Annotated in this window: 15 protein-coding genes; 5 read left to right on the top strand and 10 right to left on the bottom strand. The window is 72.5% G+C overall.

All coding sequences use genetic code 11. The features are described 5' to 3' along the window. Positions 1-107: 107 nt before the first annotated feature. Both OG361_RS05110 and OG361_RS05105 read right to left on the bottom strand, forming a co-directional pair. Positions 108-893 carry a putative protein N(5)-glutamine methyltransferase gene (locus OG361_RS05110; RefSeq protein ID WP_405852061.1) on the bottom strand — a complete coding sequence of 262 codons (786 nt, stop codon included), beginning with the start codon at positions 891-893 and terminating at the stop codon, positions 108-110. After that, entirely contained in the window at positions 886-1368 is a 483-nt protein-coding gene (locus OG361_RS05105) for a glutathione peroxidase (protein WP_384575621.1), read from the bottom strand. The genes OG361_RS05110 and OG361_RS05105 overlap by 8 nt, the downstream gene beginning before the upstream one ends. 36 nt (positions 1369-1404) lie before the next feature. Here OG361_RS05105 and OG361_RS05100 point away from each other — a divergent pair, with 36 nt between their 5' ends. Both OG361_RS05100 and OG361_RS05095 read left to right on the top strand, forming a co-directional pair. Further along, positions 1405-1629 carry a DUF6011 domain-containing protein gene (locus OG361_RS05100; RefSeq protein ID WP_405852060.1) on the top strand — a complete coding sequence of 75 codons (225 nt, stop codon included), beginning with the start codon at positions 1405-1407 and terminating at the stop codon, positions 1627-1629. A gap of 157 nt (positions 1630-1786) precedes the next feature. Next, positions 1787-2857: an RNA ligase (ATP) gene (locus OG361_RS05095; RefSeq protein ID WP_405852059.1), complete on the top strand. Its 1071-nt coding sequence runs from the start codon at positions 1787-1789 to the stop codon at positions 2855-2857. 16 nt (positions 2858-2873) lie between these two features. Here the strand turns inward: OG361_RS05095 and OG361_RS05090 are convergent, their stop codons facing one another. Further along, positions 2874-3737 carry an acyl-CoA thioesterase gene (locus OG361_RS05090; RefSeq protein WP_405852058.1) on the bottom strand — a complete coding sequence of 288 codons (864 nt, stop codon included), beginning with the start codon at positions 3735-3737 and terminating at the stop codon, positions 2874-2876. 49 nt (positions 3738-3786) lie between these two features. Next, positions 3787-6300 carry a DEAD/DEAH box helicase gene (locus OG361_RS05085; protein ID WP_405852057.1) on the bottom strand — a complete coding sequence of 838 codons (2514 nt, stop codon included), beginning with the start codon at positions 6298-6300 and terminating at the stop codon, positions 3787-3789. Between the two features lie 133 nt (positions 6301-6433). Between OG361_RS05085 and OG361_RS05080 the strand changes: the two genes are divergently transcribed. After that, positions 6434-7225: a metal-dependent hydrolase gene (locus OG361_RS05080; protein WP_384575607.1), complete on the top strand. Its 792-nt coding sequence runs from the start codon at positions 6434-6436 to the stop codon at positions 7223-7225. A gap of 91 nt (positions 7226-7316) precedes the next feature. Here OG361_RS05080 and OG361_RS05075 read toward each other — a convergent pair whose 3' ends face one another. Beyond that, positions 7317-8063 (bottom strand): TetR/AcrR family transcriptional regulator, encoded by a 747-nt coding sequence (locus OG361_RS05075; RefSeq protein ID WP_405852056.1) that lies wholly within the window; start codon positions 8061-8063, stop codon positions 7317-7319. Positions 8064-8174: 111 nt separating this feature from the next. Between OG361_RS05075 and OG361_RS05070 the strand changes: the two genes are divergently transcribed. Further along, on the top strand, positions 8175-8882 hold the full coding sequence (locus OG361_RS05070) for an NAD(P)-dependent oxidoreductase (RefSeq protein WP_405852055.1): 708 nt from the start codon (positions 8175-8177) through the stop codon (positions 8880-8882). Between the two features lie 131 nt (positions 8883-9013). Here OG361_RS05070 and OG361_RS05065 read toward each other — a convergent pair whose 3' ends face one another. Both OG361_RS05065 and OG361_RS05060 read right to left on the bottom strand, forming a co-directional pair. Next, positions 9014-10795 (bottom strand): ABC transporter ATP-binding protein, encoded by a 1782-nt coding sequence (locus OG361_RS05065; RefSeq protein ID WP_405852054.1) that lies wholly within the window; start codon positions 10793-10795, stop codon positions 9014-9016. After that, entirely contained in the window at positions 10792-12672 is a 1881-nt protein-coding gene (locus tag OG361_RS05060; RefSeq protein WP_405852053.1) for an ABC transporter transmembrane domain-containing protein, read from the bottom strand. Before OG361_RS05060 ends, OG361_RS05065 begins: the two co-directional genes overlap by 4 nt. Before the next feature lie 205 nt (positions 12673-12877). On the opposite strand from OG361_RS05060, the gene OG361_RS05055 reads away from it, so the two are divergent. Further along, positions 12878-14494, top strand: a complete 1617-nt coding sequence (locus tag OG361_RS05055) for a peptide-N4-asparagine amidase (protein ID WP_405852051.1) — start codon at positions 12878-12880, stop codon at positions 14492-14494. Between the two features lie 98 nt (positions 14495-14592). Here OG361_RS05055 and OG361_RS05050 read toward each other — a convergent pair whose 3' ends face one another. The 3 genes from OG361_RS05050 to OG361_RS05040 all read right to left on the bottom strand — a co-directional run bounded on the left by OG361_RS05050 (position 14593) and on the right by OG361_RS05040 (position 19667). Further along, on the bottom strand, positions 14593-16011 hold the full coding sequence (locus tag OG361_RS05050; RefSeq protein WP_405852050.1) for a Gfo/Idh/MocA family protein: 1419 nt from the start codon (positions 16009-16011) through the stop codon (positions 14593-14595). 230 nt (positions 16012-16241) lie between these two features. Then, a complete protein-coding gene (locus OG361_RS05045) occupies positions 16242-19166 on the bottom strand; it encodes an FAD-binding and (Fe-S)-binding domain-containing protein (RefSeq protein ID WP_405852049.1) in 2925 nt (974 codons plus the stop codon). 39 nt (positions 19167-19205) lie between these two features. Then, positions 19206-19667, bottom strand: a complete 462-nt coding sequence (locus tag OG361_RS05040; RefSeq protein ID WP_384575585.1) for a MarR family winged helix-turn-helix transcriptional regulator — start codon at positions 19665-19667, stop codon at positions 19206-19208. Positions 19668-19693: the final 26 nt, after the last annotated feature.

Raw genomic sequence — 19693 nt, 5'->3', positions numbered from 1 at the left:
CGGTCCTGATCACCCGGTCCCGACCACGTACGAGCCCGCGGCCCCCGGCACCGTCACCCGACGACGCCGGGGGCCGCGGCCCGTCCGCCGGCCCGGGGCCCCGGCGCCTACGGCCGGGTCGCGACGACGATCGTCGCCCACCACTCCTCGGAGGTGACGACCTCCGGCGTCAGCCCGCACGCGGCCACCACCGCGGCGGCCTCCTCGGCCTGCCGCTCGCTCGTCTCCACGAACAGGTGACCGCCCGGCGCCAGCCACTCCGCGGCCTCGGCGGCGACCCGCCGGAGCACGTCGAGCCCGTCCGTGCCGCCGTCCAGGGTGACGTGCGGCTCGTGGTCCCGCGCCTCCGGCGGCAGCAGACCGATCTCCTCGGTGGGTACGTACGGCACGTTGGCGACGAGGATCTCGACGCGGCCGCGCAGCTCCGCCGGCAGCGGCGCGAAGAGGTCGCCCTCGTACACGCGGCCACCGCGCGGCTCGACGTTCCGCCGGGCGCAGGCCACCGCCGCCGGCTCGATGTCCGAGGCGTGCACCTCCACGCCCTCGACCGAGGCGAGCAGCACGGCGCCCGCCGCGCCCGAGCCGCAGCACAGGTCCACGCAGAGGGCGCCCGGCCGGGCCAGCTCCACCGCCCGCCCGACGAGGAACTCCGTACGCCTCCGGGGCACGAAGACCCCGCCGTCGACCTCGACGCGCAGCCCGCCGAACTCGGCCCAGCCCACGACGTGCTCCAGCGGCAGTCCGGCGGCGCGCCGCTCGACCATCGCGTCCAGCTCGCCGGGCCCGGAGGCCGCCGCGAGGAGCATCTCCGCCTCCTCCTCGGCGAAGACGCACCCGGCGGCCCGCAGTCGCTCCACGACCCCCGTGACCGTGCCCGTGCCGGCGTCAGACAAGCTGTGCCTCGATCGCGGAGACGACCTCGGGGGCGTCGGGCTCGGTGCGCGGACGGAATCGGGTGACCCGGCCGTCGCGGCCGATCAGGAACTTCTCGAAGTTCCACTGGACGTCACCGGCCTCGCCCTCGGCGTCGGCGACCTTCACCAGCTCCGTGTAGAGCGGGTGGCGGCCGTCGCCGTTGACGTCGGCCTTCTCCAGCAGCGGGAAGGACACCCCGTACGTCGCCGAGCAGAAGGTCTGGATCTCCTCCGCGCTGCCCGGCTCCTGGCCCGCGAACTGGTTGCAGGGCACGCCGAGCACGGTGAAGCCGCGCTCCCCGTACTCCTTCTGCAGCCGCTCCAGCCCCGCGTACTGCGGGGTCAGACCGCACTTGGAGGCCACGTTCACGACCAGGACCGCGCGGTCCCGGTAGTCGCCAAGGGAGACCGGCTCGCCGGTCAGGGAAGTCAGGGGGATGTCGTAGAGACTCATGAGCTGCTCCTCGAAGAAATAGGGTTTGATCTCAACATGGGAGACGAACGACTGGCAATCGCGATCGATTCCGCATCGGAGGAAAGACCGCACCGGGTGTGCTGCCGGCTCTGCGGCCGCCCCCTGACCGGCGCGGACTCCCGCCGTACCGGTCTCGGGCCGACCTGCGACGCCAAACTCCACCCGCCGGGCCCCGACATCCGCTCGCGCCGCCACGAGGTCGCCCAGGACACCCTCCCGGGCATCGACGAGGACCTGTAGCGAGGACCTGTGGCCAGGACCCGTGGGGAGGACCCGTGGCGAGGTGGCCGTCCGGAACCCGGCGACGCTACCAGGCGACAAATCGATCGCCCAGGGGAATTCGCCTCGGCACAGTGATCACCGATGAGAGCGAAACCCGAGCCACCGGAGTCCTGAGATGTCGACCCTGCGCGTCACCGCCGAAGTCCTGACCGTCCACCCCCACCCCAACGCCGACGCCCTGGAGCTTGCCCAGGTCGGCCTCTACCGTGCCGTCGTCGCCAAGGGCGCCTATCGGACCGGAGAGGCAGCCCTGTACATCCCCGAGCAGGCCGTGCTGCCCGCCCCCCTGGTCGACGAGCTCGGGCTGACGGGCCGCCTGGCCGGGAAGGCGTCGGACCGGGTCAAGGCCGTACGGCTGCGCGGCGAGCTGTCCCAGGGGATCGTGTGCAGGCCCGGCGCGCTCGCCGGCACCGACCTGGCGCGGGCGGCGGCCGAGGGGACCGACTTCGCGGAGGCGCTGGGGATCGTCAAGTGGGTGCCGCCGATACCGCCGACGATGAGCGGGGACGTGGAGGCCGCGCCCGACCTGCTGCCCTGGGTCGACATCGAGAACCTCCAGCGCTACCCGGGCATCTTCGAGCCCGGCGAGCCCGTCGTCCTGACGGAGAAGCTGCACGGCACGGCCTGCCTGCTGACCTACTTCGCCGAGGAGGGACGCGTCCAGGTCTCGTCCAAGGGCTTCGGGTCGAAGGGCCTCGCCCTCCAGGAGGACCCGCGCAACCTGTACTGGCGCGCGGTCCACGGCCACGGCCTTTCCGCCGTCGCCGAGCGGCTGGCGAAACGTCTCGGCGCCCGCCGCGTCGGGCTCTTCGGCGAGGTGTACGGCGCCGGGGTGCAGGATCTCGCGTACGGCGCCGACGCCCGCTCCGAGACCGTCGGGTACGCGCTCTTCGACGTGTCCGCCGAGATCGACGGCCGGGTCCACTGGCTGGACCCGGCCGAGGTCCTGGAGGCGGGCGAGGTCCCCCTCGTACCGAGCCTGTACTCCGGCCCGTACGACCTGGACACGGTCCTCGCGCACGCCGGCGGCCGGGAGACCGTCTCCGGCCGGGAGACGCACCTGCGGGAGGGCGTCGTCATCCGGCCCGCGACCGAGCGGTACAGCCCGGTCGTCGGCGGCCGGGCCATCGCCAAGGCGGTCAGCCCGGCCTACCTGACCCGCAAGGGCGGCACCGAGTACGAGTGACCGCCCGCGGCGCTCCTCACAGCTTGCGGAACAGGCCCTCCTGGACCACCGACACGAGGAGCCGCCCCTCGCGGTCGTAGATCCGGCCCCGCGCGAGCCCCCGGCCGCCGGTCGCGATCGGCGACTCCTGGTCGTACAGGAACCACTCGTCGGCCCGGAACGGCCGGTGGAACCACATCGCGTGGTCCAGCGACGCCATGTCGAAACCGCGCGGTCCCCACAGGGGCTCCACCGGGATCCGGACCGCGTCCAGGAGGGTCATGTCCGAGGCGTAGGTCAGCGCGCAGGTGTGCACCAGCGGGTCGTCGCCCAGCGTCCCCACGGCCCGCATCCACACCGCGCTGCGCGGATCCGCGCCCCGGACCTCGTCCTTCGTCCAGCGCAGCCGGTCCACGTACCGGATGTCGAAGGGCTGGCGGCGGGCCATCCGCTCCAGCGCCTCCGGCAGCGCGCCCAGGTGGTCGCGGATCTCGTCGGCGACCTTCGGCAGCGTCTCCGGGTCCGGTACGTGCCGGGGCGGCAGCTGGTGCTCGAAGCCGGCCTCCTCGGGCCGGTGGAAGGAGGCCGTCAGATTGAAGATCGTCCGTCCCTCCTGGACGGCCGTGACCCGGCGCGTCGTGAACGAACGGCCGTCCCGCACCCGCTCCACCTGGTACACGATCGGCACCCCGGGCCGGCCGGGCCGCAGGAAGTAGGCGTGCAGCGAGTGCACCGGCCGGTCGTCCTCCGTGGTGCGGCCGGCCGCCACGAGGGCCTGCCCGGCGACCTGCCCGCCGAAGACCCGTTGCAGCGACTCCTGCGGGCTGCGCCCACGGAAGATGTTCACCTCGATCCGTTCCAGATCGAGCAGATCGACGAGCCTCTCGGCAGGGTTGGTCACCACTCCGCTCCTCCTCTACAGCCGACCGACGTCCACAGCCGGCCGGCGTCTACAGCTGGCCGACGGCCGTCACGCGCACGACCGCCCGGCCCTCCTCGTCGGAGGCCGCGAGATCCACCTCCGCGCTGATGCCCCAGTCATGGTCGCCGTTCGGGTCGGCGAAGGTCTGCCGGACGCGCCACAGACCGTGCGCCGCGTCCTCCTCGATGGCGAGCAGCTTGGGGCCGCGCGCGTCCGGACCCGTACCCAGGTCGTCGTACTCGTCCCAGTACGCGTCCATGGCGTCGCCCCATGCGTCCGCGTCCCAGCCGGACTCCGCGTCGAGCTCGCCGAGCGCGTCCACGTTGTCGAGGGCCGCCAGCTCCACCCGGCGGAACATCGCGTTGCGCACGAGGACGCGGAAGGCACGGGCGTTCGCCGTGACCGGCTTGACCTGGTCGGCCTTCTCCTGGGCCTCCTCGGCCGTCTGGACCTCCGGGTTCGCCAGCTGCTCCCACTCGTCGAGCAGCGAGGAGTCCACCTGCCGCACCATCTCGCCCAGCCATGCGATCAGGTCCTCCAGGTCCTCGGTCTTCAGGTCGTCCGGGATGGTGTGGTCGAGGGCCTTGTACGCGCTCGCGAGGTACCGCAGCACGATGCCCTCGGTCCGCGCCAGCTCGTACCAGGAGGTGAACTCGGTGAAGGTCATGGCCCGTTCGTACATGTCACGGATGACCGACTTCGGCGACACCGGGTGGTCGCCGACCCACGGGTGCGACTTCCGGTAGACGTCGTACGCGTGCCAGAGCAGCTCCTCCAGCGGCTTCGGGTACGAGATCTCCTGGAGCCGCTCCATCCGCTCCTCGTACTCGACGCCGTCGCGCTTCATCTGCCCGACGGCCTCGCCGCGCGCCTTGTTCTGCATGGCGGCGAGGATCTGGCGCGGGTCGTCGAGCGTCGACTCGACGACCGACACCATGTCGAGCGCGTACGAGGGGGACTCGGGGTCCAGCAGGTCGAAGGCGGCGAGCGCGAACGTCGACAGCGGCTGGTTGAGCGCGAAGTCCTGCTGGAGGTCGACGGTCAGCCGGATCGTGCGGCCCTCGGCGTCCGGGGTGTCGAGCTGCTCCACCACACCGCCGTCGAGCAGCGAGCGGTAGATCGCGATGGCCCGGCGGATGTGCCGCAGCTGCGCCTTGCGCGGCTCGTGGTTGTCCTCCAGGAGCTTGCGCATCGCCTCGAAGGCGTTGCCCGGCCGGGCGATCACCGAGAGCAGCATGATGTTGGTGACCTTGAAGCGCGAGGTCAGGGGCTCGGGCTCGGAGCCGATCAGCTTCTCGAAGGTGGTGTCGCTCCAGGCGACGAAGCCCTCCGGCGCCTTCTTGCGGACCACCTTGCGGCGCTTCTTCGGGTCGTCACCGGCCTTCGCGAGCGCCTTCTCGTTCTCGATGACGTGCTCGGGCGCCTGCGCGACCACGTAACCGGCCGTGTCGAAGCCGGCCCGGCCGGCCCGGCCGGCGATCTGGTGGAACTCACGGGCCCGCAGCGTGCGCACCCGGCTGCCGTCGTACTTGGTCAGCGCCGTGAACAGCACCGTGCGGATGGGCACGTTGACGCCGACGCCGAGGGTGTCCGTCCCGCAGATCACCTTCAGCAGACCGGCCTGGGCCAGCTTCTCGACGAGCCGCCGGTACTTGGGCAGCATGCCCGCGTGGTGGACGCCGATGCCGTGGCGGACGTACCGCGAGAGGTTCTGCCCGAACTTGGTGGTGAAGCGGAAGTTGCCGATCAGCTCGGCGATCTTGTCCTTCTCCTCGCGCGTGCACATGTTGATGCTCATGAGCGACTGGGCCCGCTCGACGGCCTGCGCCTGCGTGAAGTGGACGATGTAGACGGGGGCCTGCCTGGTCTCCAGGAGCTCCGTCAGGGTGTCGGTGATCGGCGTGAGCTCGTACTCGTACGACAGAGGCACCGGCCGCGTCGCCGAGCGGACCACCGAGGTCGGCTTGCCGGTCCGCCGGGTCAGGTCCTTCTCGAACATCGACACGTCACCGAGCGTCGCCGACATGAGAATGAACTGCGCCTGCGGCAGTTCGAGGATCGGGATCTGCCAGGCCCAGCCGCGGTCCGCCTCCGCGTAGAAGTGGAACTCGTCCATGACGACCTGGCCGATGTCGGCGTACTTGCCGTCGCGCAGCGCGATCGAGGCGAGGACCTCGGCGGTGCAGCAGATGACCGGCGCGTCCGCGTTCACGGAGGCGTCGCCGGTGAGCATGCCGACGTTCTCCGTGCCGAAGAGCTTGCACAGGTCGAAGAACTTCTCCGACACCAGGGCCTTGATCGGCGCCGTGTAGAAGGTGACCTGGTCGTTCGCGAGCGCCGTGAAGTGCGCCCCTGCCGCGACCAGCGACTTCCCGGAGCCGGTCGGGGTGGACAGGATCACGTTCGCCCCGGACACCACCTCGATCAGCGCCTCCTCCTGGGCCGGGTAGAGCGTGATGCCCTGGTCCTCGGCCCATGAGGAGAAGGCCTCGAAGAGGGCGTCGGGGTCGGCGGTCGGCGGAAGCTGATCGATAAGGGTCACGCCCCCCATCTTGCCTGGATTCCGCTCGGATGAGGGAACCGGCCGCCGGCCTCCTTGATCACGGACGATAGGCTCGTCCGTCGACCGGTCGTCAACTGAGCGCCGGCGCGCGAGAAACGGGGCGGCAGCGACCATGATGGGACCGGCGCACTCACTGTCCGGAGCGGCGGCCTGGCTGGGTGTCGGAGCGGCCGCCGCCGCCTTCGACCGCCCGATGCCGTGGCCGGTCCTCCTCGTCGGGGCGCTCATCTGCGCGGGCGCCGCCCTCGCCCCCGACCTCGACCACAAGTCGGCGACCATCTCCCGCGCCTTCGGGCCGGTGTCCCGGGGCCTCTGCGAGATCGTCGACAAGCTGTCGTACGCCGTCTACAAGGCCACCCGCTCCTCCGCCGACCCCCGCAGGTCCGGCGGGCACCGGACGCTCACCCACACCTGGCTCTGGGCCGTCCTCATCGGCGGCGGCGCCTCCGTCGCGGCGGTCACCGGCGGCCGGTGGGCGGTGCTGGCCATCCTCTTCGTCCACCTCGTCCTCGCCGTGGAAGGCCTGCTGTGGCGGGCCGCCAGGATGTCCAGCGACATCCTGGTCTGGCTGCTCGGCGCGACCAGCGCCTGGATCCTGGCGGGCGTCCTCGACAAGCCCGGCAACGGCGCGGACTGGTTCTTCACCGGCCCCGGCCAGGAGTACCTGTGGCTCGGCCTGCCGATCGTCCTGGGCGCCCTCGTCCACGACATCGGCGACGCCCTGACGGTCTCCGGCTGCCCGATCCTGTGGCCCATCCCCGTGGGCCGGAAGCGCTGGTACCCGATCGGCCCGCCGAAGGGGATGCGCTTCCGGGCCGGCAGCTGGGTCGAGCTCAAGGTCCTCATGCCCGCCTTCATGCTGCTCGGCGGGGTCGGGGGAGCCTCGGCGCTCGGCTTCTTCTAGCCGCTTCCGCCGGCCGTTTCCGCTAGGGCGTGTGTCGAAAGTCCCGCCTGCCCGGCCCTTCGGGCAGACGGCGCTACTTTCGACACACGCCCTAGGACCGGGGGACGCCCAGCGTCCTCACCAACTGGGCCAGTTCCTCCTGGAAGAGCTTGTCCGGGCTCGCCGTCTGGCGCCCGAGATGGCCGTACACCTCCAGGGCCACCAGTCCGTGCAGGTGCCCCCAGATGCGCAGGGCGAGCGCGACGGCGGCGGGTGGCAGCTCCGGGAAGGCCGGGCGCACCTTGTCGAGGAGCCCGGCGTCGAAGTCGGACCAGGTGAACGAGCTGTCCCGGTAGAGGGGCTCGGCGTACGGCCAGGCGGCCGCGGCGAGCGCGGTGAGCCCGGTGCACACCCGGCGGGCGGCGTCGGGGGCGGGGCCGTCCTCGGGGGCGCGGTAGCCGGGGACGGGGTCGCCGTAGACGAGCCGGAAGCCCTCGGGGTTGGCCAGGGCCCAGGTGCGGAAGGCGCGGGCCCAGGCGAGGATGCGGGCGGCCGGGTCTCCTGCGGGGGCCTTCGCCCAGGCCGCGTCCACGTCGTCGGCGAGCGCGGAGTACACGTCGTCGATGAGCGTGGTGACCAGGTCGTCGCGGGTGGCGAAGTAGCCGTAGATGGCGTTGGCGGTCATGCCCATCTCGCGGGCGATGGCCCGCAGGGTGATCGCGTCGGGCCCGCCGGAGGCCATCAGCCGCAGCGCCGTCTCCTTGATCTCGGCCGTCGTCTCGGCCCGTAGCCGCTCGCGGCGCCCCCGGCCGGCCGGCGGTGTCCCTGTCCCTGTCCGTGCTTCCGATGTCCCGGTCATCCGGGAACCCTACCGTCCTGCTGAGGGGTGTATGAAAACTGCACGCCGTGAACTTCACGGCGTATAGTTTTCTCACGGCGTACGCCAGAGCTGTGATCACAGGGGAGAGTCATGCGCATCGGAGTCATCGGAGCCACCGGCACCATCGGCAGCCGCGTCGTCGCGGAGGCCCTGGAGCGCGGGCACCACATCAACGCCTTCGGCCGCGACGCCACCGAGGCGGCGGCCGGCGAGACCCGCGAGAACATCACGTGGGCGAGCCTCGACGTCCTCGACCCCGAGGGCATCGCCGCCGTCCTGCCCGGGCTCGACGTCCTGATCAGCGCCTTCCAGCCCGGCAACGCCGCCCGGGACCTCACCGACACCGTGCGGCGCTCCATCGCCGACGCCACCGTCTACGCCACCGCGGCCCGCGCCCTGCTCAAGGCCCTGGAGACCCACCCCAGGACCCGGCTGATCGTCATCGGCGGCGCCGGCAGCCTGGAGGTCGAGCCGGGGCTCGTCCTCGCGGACGCGGAGGACCGCCTCCACGAGACCCTCGACTCGGTCGGGCTGCCCCGTGACTACGCGGCAGCGGTACGCGGCCACCGGGACGCCCTGAACGTGCTCCGCACCTCGAACCGCCGGTGGACCTACTTCAGCCCAGCCGAGGACATCGCCCCCGGCGAGCGCACCGGCCGCTTCCGCATCGGCGAGGACCAGCCGATCAGGGACGCCGAGGGACGCAGCCGCGTCTCGGCGGAGGACGCGGCCGTGGCCCTCGTCGACGAGGCGGAACTGCCCCGCTTCGTCCAGCGCCGCTTCACGATCGGCTACTGAGGGGCGGGGCGCGCCGGTCCGGGCGCCGCCCCACCCGCCGGTCAGCCGGTCCGGGCGCGCCCCACCCCGCCGGTCGGCCGGCGCGCCCCACCCCGCCGGTCGGCCGGGTTCGGGCGCGCCCCATCCGCCGGTCAGCCGTGCCAGGACCTCCACAGCGCCGCGTACGCGCCGTCCGCCGCGACCAGCTCGTCGTGGCTGCCGAGCTCGCTGATCCGGCCGGCCTCGACCACCGCGATCAGGTCGGCGTCGTGCGCCGTGTGCAGCCGGTGCGCGATCGCCACGACCGTGCGCCCGTCCAGGACCCGGCCCAGGGACCGCTCCAGGTGCCGGGCCGCCCGCGGGTCGAGGAGCGAGGTCGCCTCGTCCAGGACCAGCGTGTGCGGGTCCGCGAGGACGAGCCGGGCCAGCGCGATCTGCTGCGCCTGCGCCGGCGTGAGCGAACGGCCGCCCGAGCCGACCTCGGTGTCCAGACCCTCGTCCAGGCCCCGGGCCCAGCCCTCCGCGTCCACCGCCGCCAGCGCCTCCCACAGCTCGCCGTCGGCTGCGCCGGTCCGGGCGAGCAGCAGGTTGTCGCGGAGCGAGCCGACGAAGACGTGATGCTCCTGGTTGACCAGCGCCACGTGCTCGCGGACCCGCTCGGCGGGCATCCGCGCCAGTTCGGCGGCGCCGAGGGTGACCGAGCCCGTCCGCGGGGCGTAGATGCCCGCGAGCAGCCGGCCGAGCGTGGACTTTCCCGCGCCGGACGGCCCCACCAGGGCGATCCGGGTGCCCGGCGCCACCTTCAGGGACACCTCGTGCAGCACGTCGACGCCCTCGCGGTAGCCGAACCGGACCTCGTCCGCCCGGACCGCCCTGCCCTCCGGCCGCACCTCCCGGTCTCCCGCGTCCGGCTCGATGTCCCGGACGCCGACGAGCCGGCCCAGCGAGACCTGTGCGACCTGGAGCTCGTCGTACCAGCGGAGCACGATCCCGATCGGGTCCACGAGCATCTGCGCGAGCAGCGCGCCCGTCGTCAGCTGGCCGACGTCGATCCAGCCCTGGAAGACGAAGACCCCGCCGAGCAGGAGGACCCCGCACAGCACCGTCGTGTGCGTGAGCGTCACGACGGGGAAGAGCACCGAGCGCAGGAAGAGCGTGTACCTCTCCCACGCCACCCATTCGGTGATGCGCCGGTCGGAGAGGGCGATCCGGCGCGCGCCCAGGCGGTGCGCCTCCACCGTGTGGCCCGCGTCGACGGTCTCCGCCAGCGCGGCGGCCACCGCCGCGTACCCCGCGGACTCCGAGCGGTACGCGGACGGCGCCCGCTTGAAGTACCAGCGGCAGCCCACGATGAGCACCGGGGCGGCGAGCAGGGCCGCGAGCGCGAGCGGGGGCGCGGTGACCGCGAGTCCGCCGAGCAGCAGGCCCACCCAGACGACGCCGATGGCCAGCTGGGGCACGGCCTCGCGCATCGCGTTGGCGAGCCGGTCGACGTCCGTGGTGATGCGGGAGAGGAGGTCGCCGGTCCCGGCCCGTTCGAGGACGCCGGGCGGCAGGCCGACGGAGCGGACGAGGAAGTCCTCGCGCAGATCGGCGAGCATCTCCTCGCCGAGCATCGCCCCGCGCAGCCGGACGAGCCGCACGAAGACCGTCTGGACGAGCAGGGCGACCGCGAACAGCGCGACCGTACGCTCCAGATGGAGCTCACGGGCACCGGCGGACAGCGTGTCCACCACCGAACCGAGGAGGTACGGGCCGGCCATCGAGGCGATCACGGCGACCGCGTTCACCCCGATGAGCAGCGCGAACGCCCTGCGATGGCGGCGCAGGAGCTCCCGGACGTAGATCCTCACGGTCGCGCTGCCCGCGACGGGCAGCGTCGTCGCCGTCTTCGGGGCCGCCGGGTCGTACTCCGGTGGCGCCAGGCCGATCATGCCGATTCCCCTTCCAGTGCTTCGAGTTCGCCGGCTCGGATTTCGTCCGTCGGGATCTCGTCCGCCGGGCGTCCGCCCGGTTCGATGTCATGGAGCCGGCCGCTCGCCGTGGCGAGCTCCTCGTCCGTCTCGCGGGTGACGACCGCGCGGTAGCGGGGCTCTGTGGCGAGGAGTTCGCGGTGGGTGCCGACGGCGATCGCCTGCCCGTCGTGGACCAGGACCACCCGGTCGGCGCGGTCCAGGAGCAGCGGCGAGGAGGCGAGGACCACGGTGGTCCCGCCCTCGCGCAGCCGGGCGATGCCGTCGGCCACCCGGGACTCGGTGTGCGAGTCGACCGCCGAGGTCGGCTCGTCCAGGACGAGCACCTCCGGGTCGGTCACCAGCGAGCGGGCGAGCGCGAGCCGCTGGCGCTGGCCGCCGGAGAGCGACCGGCCCCGCTCGGTGATCCGGGTCCGCATCGGATCCCCGTCGGTGTCGACGGAGGCCTGCGCGAGCGCGTCGAGGACGTCGCCGCACTGGGCGGCGGCGAGCGCGTCCTCGGCCCGGACGGCTCCCGAGGACGGCACGTCGAGGAGGTCCTGGAGCGTGCCCGAGAGCAGGACCGGGTCCTTGTCCTGGACGAGGACGGCCGTACGGGCGGCATCCAGCGGCAGTTCGTCCAGCGGGACGCCGCCGAGCAGGACCGAGGTGTGGGCCTGCTCCGCGGGGTCCGCTTCGGCCGGGTGGCCGCCGAGCCGGTCCGCGAGCCGTCCGGCCACGTCCGGGTCGCCGCAGACGACCGCGGTGAACCGGCCGGCCGGGGCGAGCAGCCCGGTCACGGGGTCGTACAGATCGCCGGTCGCCTTGCGCTCCTCGCCCGCGGCCCCGGCGGTGGTGGTCGTCGTGCGGGTCAGCGAGAGCACCCGGGCGGCCCGCTTCGCGGACGGCCGGGAGAAGGAGAAGGCCATGGCGATCTCCTCGAAGTTCCTCATCGGGTGATGGGTGAGCGCGACGGCGCCGTAGACGGTGACGAGCTCGCCGACCGTGATCCGCCCGTCGAGCGCGAGCCGCGCCCCGTACGCGACCACGACGATGAGCAGGATGCCGGGGAGCACGACCTGGATCGCGGCGATCAGCGCCCACATGCGCGCGCTGTGCACGGCCGCCCTGCGGACCTCCTGGGAGGCGGCGCGGTAGCGGCCGAGGAACAGCTCCTCACCGCCGATGCCGCGCAGGACGCGGAGTCCGGCGACGGTGTCGGAGGCGAGCTCGGTGGCCTTGCCCGCCTTCTCGCGCTGGACGTCCGCCCGGCGGGTCGCGCGGGGGAGGAGCGGGAGCACGGCGAGGGCGAGTACGGGGACGCCGACGGCCACGACGATGCCGAGGGCGGGCTGGTAGACGACGAGACCCACGCAGACGATCAGCAGCGAGAGGGCCGCGGCGGCGAACCGGGACAGCGCCTCGACGAACCATCCGATTTTTTCGACGTCGCCCGTGGAAACGGATACGACTTCGCCCGCGGCGACCCGCCGGGTCAGGACCGAACCCAGCTCGGCGGTCTTGCGGGAGAGGAGCTGCTGGACCCGGGCGGCGGCGGTGATCCAGTTGGTGACGGCGACGCGGTGCAGCATCGTGTCGCCGACCGCGATCGCGAGCCCGAAGGCCACGAGCAGGCCGCCCGCGAGGGCGAGCCGCCCGCCGTCACGGTCCACGACCGCCTGCACGGCGACCCCGACGCCCAAGGGCAGCCCGGCGATGCCCAGCTGGAGCAGCAGCCCCCAGAGGAGGGCCTTCACCTGCCCGCCGAGCTGGTTGCGGCCGAGCCAGAGGAGGAGCCGGGTGCCCGAGCGGACATCGGGGACCCCTGGGTCGGCGAAGGGAAGATCTCGAATCTGCATGGCGTCCCAGGGTCTTCGGGTCTGTCCGGGGGACCGCGCACGGTGGTGCGCGGTCGCGGCTCCCGGCGGCGGTGAGGAAACCGTGCAAGGTTCGCTTCTTCCCCGGGGCGCGGCAATCGATTTTCCACATGAGGGAACAGATTGCGCCATGTCCGCTCATCGTCCTCTGGACCGCGCCGTGGTGACCGCGCTTCACTTCCGCCTCATGAGATCACTCAAGATCATGAGCATGATCAGCGGTCTGGTCCTGGCCGCCGGAGCACTGATGGCCGCCCATCCGGCCGCCGCCCAGGGCGCGGACGACCCCGCGCCCCCGGCCGAGTTCACCAGCGACTGGCACGACCCGGTCACCGCCGCCCCGCCCGTCGCGACCCCCGGCACCCGCAGCTGCGAAGTCACCCTCGCCGCCGCCCAGTTCCGGGACTTCACCCCGTACCAGGGCGAATACGCCCCGCCGAAGGAGTGCGGCACCCGCTGGAACAAGATCGTCCTCCGCCTCGAAGGGAGCGTGAAGGGCCGTCAGTACGACCGGCTCGGCCACCTCGCCGTCGGCGGCGTGGAGATTCTCCGCACCTCCACACCCCAGCCCTCGCCCGACGGCATCACCTGGTCGGTCGAGAAGGACGTCACCCGCTACCGCGACACCCTCAGCCGCCCGCAGCCCGTCGAGATGCTCATCGGCAATGTCGTGAACGAGACCTACACGGGCGTTCTCGACGTCCGGGTCACCCTCACCTTCCACACCGCCGAGGGCCGCGTGAAGCCCGCCGCCGGTACCCCCGACCGGGTGATCCCGCTCACCGACTCCACCCTCACCACCCCGCGCAACACCGAACGGGTCCTCGCCGAGGTGTACGCCACCGGTTCCGGCGGCGGCTGCGAGGAGTACTGGTACCTCTCCGTCCCCGACACCGCCCCGTACTCCTGCCGGGCGGCCGAGGGCCCCCACCGGGAGGTCCGCGTCTCCGTCGACGGCAGGCTCGCGGGCATCGCGGCCCCCTTCCCCACGGTCTGGACCGGCGGCTGGTCCAACCCCTTCCTCTGGTACGTCACCCCCGGCCCGCGCGCCTTCGACGTGCGGCCGATCGTCTACGACCTGACCCCCTTCGCCGCCCTCCTCAACGACGGCCGTGCCCACCGGGTGGAGGTCGCGGTCGCCGGGGTCCCGGCCGGCCTGAGCGGCTGGTCCACCCCCACCAACGTGCTGCTCTGGCAGGACGAGGGCAGCCGGGTGGTCACCGGCGCGCTCGACCGCCACGAGGAGAGCACCCCGCGCAACTCCTCCGTGTACACACCGGCCACCGGGAGCTCCCCGCACCACGTCGACACCGGGGCCGGGCACCGGCTCACCGTCGGCGGCCACCTCGACACCTCGCACGGCCGGGTCGACACCACCGTCAGCCGGACCGTCGGCCACACCTCCGTCCACCGCTGGGGCGAGGGGGAGAACCCGGACGCGCTCACCGCGCGCTGGACGGACGACGAGACCGTGACCTCCGGCCGGACCGTCACCCGTGTCCAGCGCGCGTACACCATGGACGGTGAGACGACGGTCGGCGCGGGCGACCGGCTGCGCACGGTCCTCACCCTCGGGGACCGCGCCGACACCCTCGTCCTCCGGGACGGACGGCGGCTGTCCTGGTCGGTCCTCGACGACACGTACAGCGGGGACGCGACCTACACCACCGGCGTACCGCGCGACCAGCGGCACGCGGTCGGCACCACGACCGAGCGGTACCGGCTGTACGGCTCCGAGGGCTGCTACGACCGGACCCTGACGACGGTTCAGGGCACCCTCACGAGGGATCTGCGCCGCTGCTGAACCGACGTCGGCGCCCGGCCCCGCTCGGGGGCCGGGCGCCGCGTACTCGGGCGGTCTCGTCAGGCGCGCTCGTCGGGCGGTCCCGTCGGGCGGGCTTCTCAGGCGGGTTTGAACGAGTCCACGCCCGCGCGTGCCTTGCGCCACTCGCCGCGCGTGAAGTCGGGGATCTCCTGGGGCGCGCCCTTCGCCTTGATCGAGGCGTGGCTCAGCGGCACCGGAGCCGTCCAGGTCGCGGCGTCGTACACGTCGAAGTCCGGCACCAGACCCAGCTGCACGCACTGCATCAGCCGGTAGATCATGATGTAGTCCATGCCACCGTGGCCGCCGGGCGGATTGGCGTGCTCCTTCCAGAGCCAGTGGTCGAACTCGTCGGCGTAGGACGAGAAGTCGGCCCACTGGTCGTTGCTGTGGTCCGGCTCGAGGTAGATCCGGGCCGGGTAGTCCTCGAAGACGCCCTTCGTGCCGCCGAGGCTGTTGATCCGGCTGTACGGGTGCGGGGTGGAGACGTCGTGTTCGAGGCGGATGAGCCGGCCCTTGGCGGTCTGGATCAGACTGATCGTCCGGTCGCTCTCGATGTACGTCTCCTTCCAGCTCGGGTCGCCGGGCGGCATGTGCTCCGCGCGGTACTCGGCCAGGCCGAGCGCCGGGGTGCCGAAGCTGCTGATGCTCACCACCCGGTCGCCCCGGTTGACGTCCATGTAGTTGGCGACGGGGCCGAAGCCGTGGTTGGGGTAGAGGTCCCCGCGCAGCCGGGTGTGCCAGAGCCGGCGCCAGGGACCCTCGTAGTACGTCGGCGAGAACATCAGGCCGCGCAGGTCGTGGTTGTACGCCCCCGCGCCGTGCAGCAACTGGCCGAACTTGCCGGCGTGCGCCATCCGCAGCACCCGCATCTCGTTCCGCCCGTAGCAGCAGTTCTCCAGCTGCATGCAGTGGCGGCGGGTCTGCTCGGACAGGTCGACGAGGTCCCAGAGCTCGTCGAGCTCCATCGCGATCGGACACTCCACGCCGACGTGCTTGCCGTTGAGCATCGCCGCCCTGGCCATCGCGTGGTGGAGGTCCCAGGGGGTGGCCACGTACACGAAGTCGAGGTCGGAGCGGGCGCAGAGGTTCTCGTAGTCGTCCTCGCCGTGGGTGTAGACGGCGGGAGCGGGCTGGCCGGCGGCGACGACCTTCGCGGCGGCGCGCTCGGCCTTCTCCCGCACCGGGTCGCAGACGGCGACCACCCGCACCCAGGGGAGCGCGAGGAAGAGGCCGATCATGCCGTTGCCCCGGTTGCCGAGGCCGATGATCCCGACGCGGACCGTGGAGCGGCGCTCGAAGGGGACCCCGGCCATGGTCGCCCCGCGGCGCCTCGGCGTGGGGGCGGCCGCGGTCTCGGGGGTGGTGGGGGCGGATCCGGTGGTGGCGTGGGCGGGCTGGGCGCCGACGGCGGCGATGCCGAGACCCGCTCCGGCCGCTCCGGCGGTGGTCTTGAGGACCTTCCGCCGGCTCGGGGTGTGCGGTACCTGCTCGTTCATGGAACCTCCAGGAGCTGTGTGCACGGCTGTTTCATGAATCCCGCACAGGACCCTGGCCCGATGACCGACGGTGCGCAAGGGCGCCGATAGGACTCTTGCGACGGGTAGTTGGACTTTACTGTTCCGGATATCGCGTCGAGCCGTACCGACTGCCGATCATCACCCGAACATACGAAGGACCCCTCACCGGCCGGGGTGAGGGGTCCTTCGCGTCTGCGGCTGACGGAGGGTCAGGGGCGGGTCGCGCGCTCCAGGGTGAGCAGGACGGACTGGTAGCTCCGGCCGGTGGCGCGGTCCATGCCGATCTCGCACATGCGGTTGGCGGAGAGGTGGGCGTCGAAGGGCCGGGCGGTGACCTCGGCGGCTTCGCGGGCGGTGGCGGAGGCGGTCAGCTCCGGGTGGAGCATGCCGCGGTCGCCGGCGAAGGCGCAGCAGCCGGTGTCGGTGGGGACGACGACCTCGTCGGCGCAGGCTTCGGCGAGCGCGGTCAGCTTCCCCTCGTCGCCGAGGTGCCGCATGGAGCAGGTGGGGTGGACGACGGCGGTGGCGATCCGGCGGTGGACCCGGAGGCGGGGGAGGAGGTGGTCGGCGGCCCAGACGAGGGAGTCGAGGACGGTGAGCTCGGCGTGGAGTTCGAGGTTGTCGTCGGTGAGGTAGGGGACGACTTCGTGGGCGATGCCGAGGGTGCAGGAGGAGGCGTCGACGACGAGGGGGAGTTTTCCGCCGCCGGTCCAGCCCCAGGCGGCCTCGACGATCCGGTTGGCCATGATCTCGTTGCCCTGTTCGTATCCCTTGGAGTGCCAGATGGTGGCGCAGCAGGTTCCGGTCACGTCGTCGGGGATCCAGACGGGTTTCCCGGCGCGGGCGGAGAGGGCGATGACGGCCTCGGGGAGGGAGGGCCCGTGGTGGGTGTCGGGGGCGCCGAAGATGCGGTTGACGCAGGCCGGGTAGTAGACGGCGACCGCGGCCGGACGGTGGGTGCGGGGCAGCCGGCGGGCGGCCGGGCCGGGGATCTCGGGGAGCCATTCGGGGACGAGGTCGGGCCGGATCGCTCTGCGGGCCGTGCCGGTGACCTTCTGGAGGACCCGGTCGCCGATCCGGTCCGCGGCGGCCACGGCGAGGCGTGCGGAGGCTTCGACCGCCCGGAAGTTCTTCGCGGTGAGGGCGGCGACGCGTTCCTCGCGGGGTGAGTGCCGCTGATGGCGGAACTCCTTCATGAGCGCGCCGGTGTCGATGCCGACGGGGCAGGCGAGTGCGCAGGTGGAGTCGCCGGCGCAGGTGTCGACGGCGTCGTAGCCGTAGGACTGGAGGAGGCGGGTCTCGACGGGGGAGCCGTCGGGCTGGCGCATCATCTCGCGGCGCAGCACGATCCGCTGGCGTGGCGTGGTCGTCAGATCGTGGCTGGGGCAGGTCGGTTCGCAGAAGCCGCACTCGATGCACGGGTCGGCGATCTGTTCGACCTTGGGGATGGTCTTCAGGCCGCGCAGATGGGCTTGGGGGTCGCGGTCGAGGACGATCCTGGGGGCGAGGATCCCGTCGGGGTCGAGGACCTCCTTGACCCGCCACATCAGGTCGGTCGCCTGCGTGCCCCACTCCAGCTCCAGGAAGGGGGCGATGTTGCGGCCGGTGGCGTGCTCGGCCTTGAGCGAGCCGTCGAAGCGCTCCACGGTCAGCTTGCAGAACTCGTCCATGAAGGCCGCGTACCGCTCGACGTCGGCCGGGTCGCCGGCGTCGAAGGCGAGGAGGAAGTGGAGGTTGCCGTGGGCCGCGTGACCGGCCACCGCCGCGTCGAAACCGTGCCGGGACTGCAGGTCCAGCAGGTCCGCACATGCCTCGGCGAGCCGCGCCGGGGGGACGGCGAAGTCCTCGGTGATCAGGGTCGTCCCCGAGGGGCGTGAGCCGCCCACGGCCGTCACGAACGCCTTCCGCGCCTTCCAGTAACCCGAGATCCTCTTGGGGTCGCGGGTGAAGACGTTGTCCACGGAGGCCACCGGGGCGACCAGATCCAGCCGCTCCATGACCCGGGCGGCAGCCGCCTCGTACGCTTCCTGCCCGGTCTCGTCGGGGGCCCGGAACTCCACCAGCAGCGCCGCCGTCTCCTTCGGCAGCTCCGCCCAGTCGGCCGGGACCCCCGCCACGCTCACCGAGGCCCGCAGGGTGTTGCCGTCCATCAGCTCCACCGCGAGCGCCCCGGCCGCGTTGAACAACGGCACCGCCGCGGCCGCCGCGGGGAGCGAGGGGAAGAACAGCAGGGCCGTGGACACCTTCCGGTCCAGCGGCAGGGTGTCGAAGACGGTCTCGGCGATGAAACCGAACGTGCCCTCCGAGCCGACCATCAGCCCGCGCAGGATCTGCACGGGCGTCGACCCGTCGAGGAAGGCGTCGAGCCGGTAGCCGTTGGTGTTCTTGATCTCGTACTTCGCCCGGATCCGCGCCGTCAGCCCGGCATCCGCCTCGATCTCCGCCTTCAACGCCATCAGCCCCGCGCACAGCCCCGGCTCCGCCCGCGCGAGTTCCTCGTCCGCTGCCGGGTCGGCCGTGTCGACCACCGTCCCCGACGGCAGCACGAAGGTCAGCGAGGCCAGCGTCCGGTACGAGTTCCGCGTCGTCCCCGCCGTCATCCCCGACGCGTTGTTCGCCACCACCCCGCCCAGCGTGCACGCGATCGCACTGGCCGGATCCGGCCCCAGCACCCGGCCGTGCGGCGCGAGCGCCGCGTTCGCCCGGACGACCGTGGTGCCGGGCCGGATCCGGGCACGGGCGCCGCCGTCCAGGACCTCCACCCCCACCCAGTGGCGGCGGACGTCGACGAGGATGTCCTCGCCCTGCGCCTGCCCGTTCAGGCTCGTCCCCGCCGCCCGGAACACCACCTCACGGCCCTTGCCGTGCGCGTACGACAGGACCGCGGACACATCGTCGATGTCCTCCGCGACCACCACGACCTGCGGCACGAACCGGTACGGACTCGCGTCCGAGGCGTAACGGACCAGATCGGAGATCTTCGACAGCACCTTCCCCGCACCCAGGAGCTCCGTCAGCTCCTCACGCAGCCGCCGTGGCGTCCCCCGCGACTGGAGCTCCGGAACCCGGTCCGGCGCCGGACTCCGCTTCGTCCCGGGGCGAAGGGCCTGCGGGTTCGGCTCAAGCAGCGGCATGTCACGGCTCCCCTTCGGCGCGTCCCCGGGCCCGGAGGATCAGCAGCCGCTCTCCGGGCCACGGTCGACCAGGGCGGACAGCAGACCTCCGAGCACCTCGCGCTGATCGACGGTCAATGGAGCAAGGATGTCCTCTGCGGCCGCCCGGCGCGCGCTCCGCAGCTCCCGCAGCGTGGCGCGCCCCGTGTCGGTGATCTCGATCCGCACCACGCGGCGGTTGCTCGGATCGGGCACCCGGCGGACCCGGCCGCCCGCCTCCAGACCGTCGACGAGACTGGTCACGGCCCTGGGGACGACTTCGAGGCGGGCCGCGAGATCGGCCATCCGGGGCGGCTCCCCGAAGTGCGCGACCGTGCGCAGGAGCCGGGACTGTGCTGGGGTGATGCCGACCGGCTCCAGGTGGCGCTTCTGGATGCGGTGCAGGCGCCGGGTGAGCCGCAGCAGCTGTTCGGCGAGGAGCCCGTCGGCATCGGTCCTGCTCAGGCGGTCGGAGGTGCTCATGCGGGAACAATATCAGGACCATGTTC

It is taken from the genome of Streptomyces sp. NBC_00090, assembly GCF_045160815.1.
GTDB lineage: Bacteria > Actinomycetota > Actinomycetes > Streptomycetales > Streptomycetaceae > Streptomyces.
Note: the sequence above shows the minus strand (reverse complement) of the source record. Positions and strands in the feature narration are given on the sequence as shown.

Excerpts from the sequence above, each read along its gene's own strand:
- OG361_RS05080 (WP_384575607.1), top strand. The coding sequence starts at position 6,434 with ATGATGGGACCGGCGCACTCACTGTCCGGAGCGGCGGCCTGGCTGGGT.
- OG361_RS05100 (WP_405852060.1), top strand. The coding sequence starts at position 1,405 with ATGGGAGACGAACGACTGGCAATCGCGATCGATTCCGCATCGGAGGAA.
- OG361_RS05045 (WP_405852049.1), bottom strand. The coding sequence starts at position 19,166 with ATGCCGCTGCTTGAGCCGAACCCGCAGGCCCTTCGCCCCGGGACGAAG.
- OG361_RS05070 (WP_405852055.1), top strand. The coding sequence starts at position 8,175 with ATGCGCATCGGAGTCATCGGAGCCACCGGCACCATCGGCAGCCGCGTC.
- OG361_RS05105 (WP_384575621.1), bottom strand. The coding sequence starts at position 1,368 with ATGAGTCTCTACGACATCCCCCTGACTTCCCTGACCGGCGAGCCGGTC.
- OG361_RS05065 (WP_405852054.1), bottom strand. The coding sequence starts at position 10,795 with ATGATCGGCCTGGCGCCACCGGAGTACGACCCGGCGGCCCCGAAGACG.
- OG361_RS05060 (WP_405852053.1), bottom strand. The coding sequence starts at position 12,672 with ATGCAGATTCGAGATCTTCCCTTCGCCGACCCAGGGGTCCCCGATGTC.
- OG361_RS05075 (WP_405852056.1), bottom strand. The coding sequence starts at position 8,063 with ATGACCGGGACATCGGAAGCACGGACAGGGACAGGGACACCGCCGGCC.
- OG361_RS05055 (WP_405852051.1), top strand. The coding sequence starts at position 12,878 with ATGAGATCACTCAAGATCATGAGCATGATCAGCGGTCTGGTCCTGGCC.
- OG361_RS05095 (WP_405852059.1), top strand. The coding sequence starts at position 1,787 with ATGTCGACCCTGCGCGTCACCGCCGAAGTCCTGACCGTCCACCCCCAC.
- OG361_RS05040 (WP_384575585.1), bottom strand. The coding sequence starts at position 19,667 with ATGAGCACCTCCGACCGCCTGAGCAGGACCGATGCCGACGGGCTCCTC.
- OG361_RS05050 (WP_405852050.1), bottom strand. The coding sequence starts at position 16,011 with ATGAACGAGCAGGTACCGCACACCCCGAGCCGGCGGAAGGTCCTCAAG.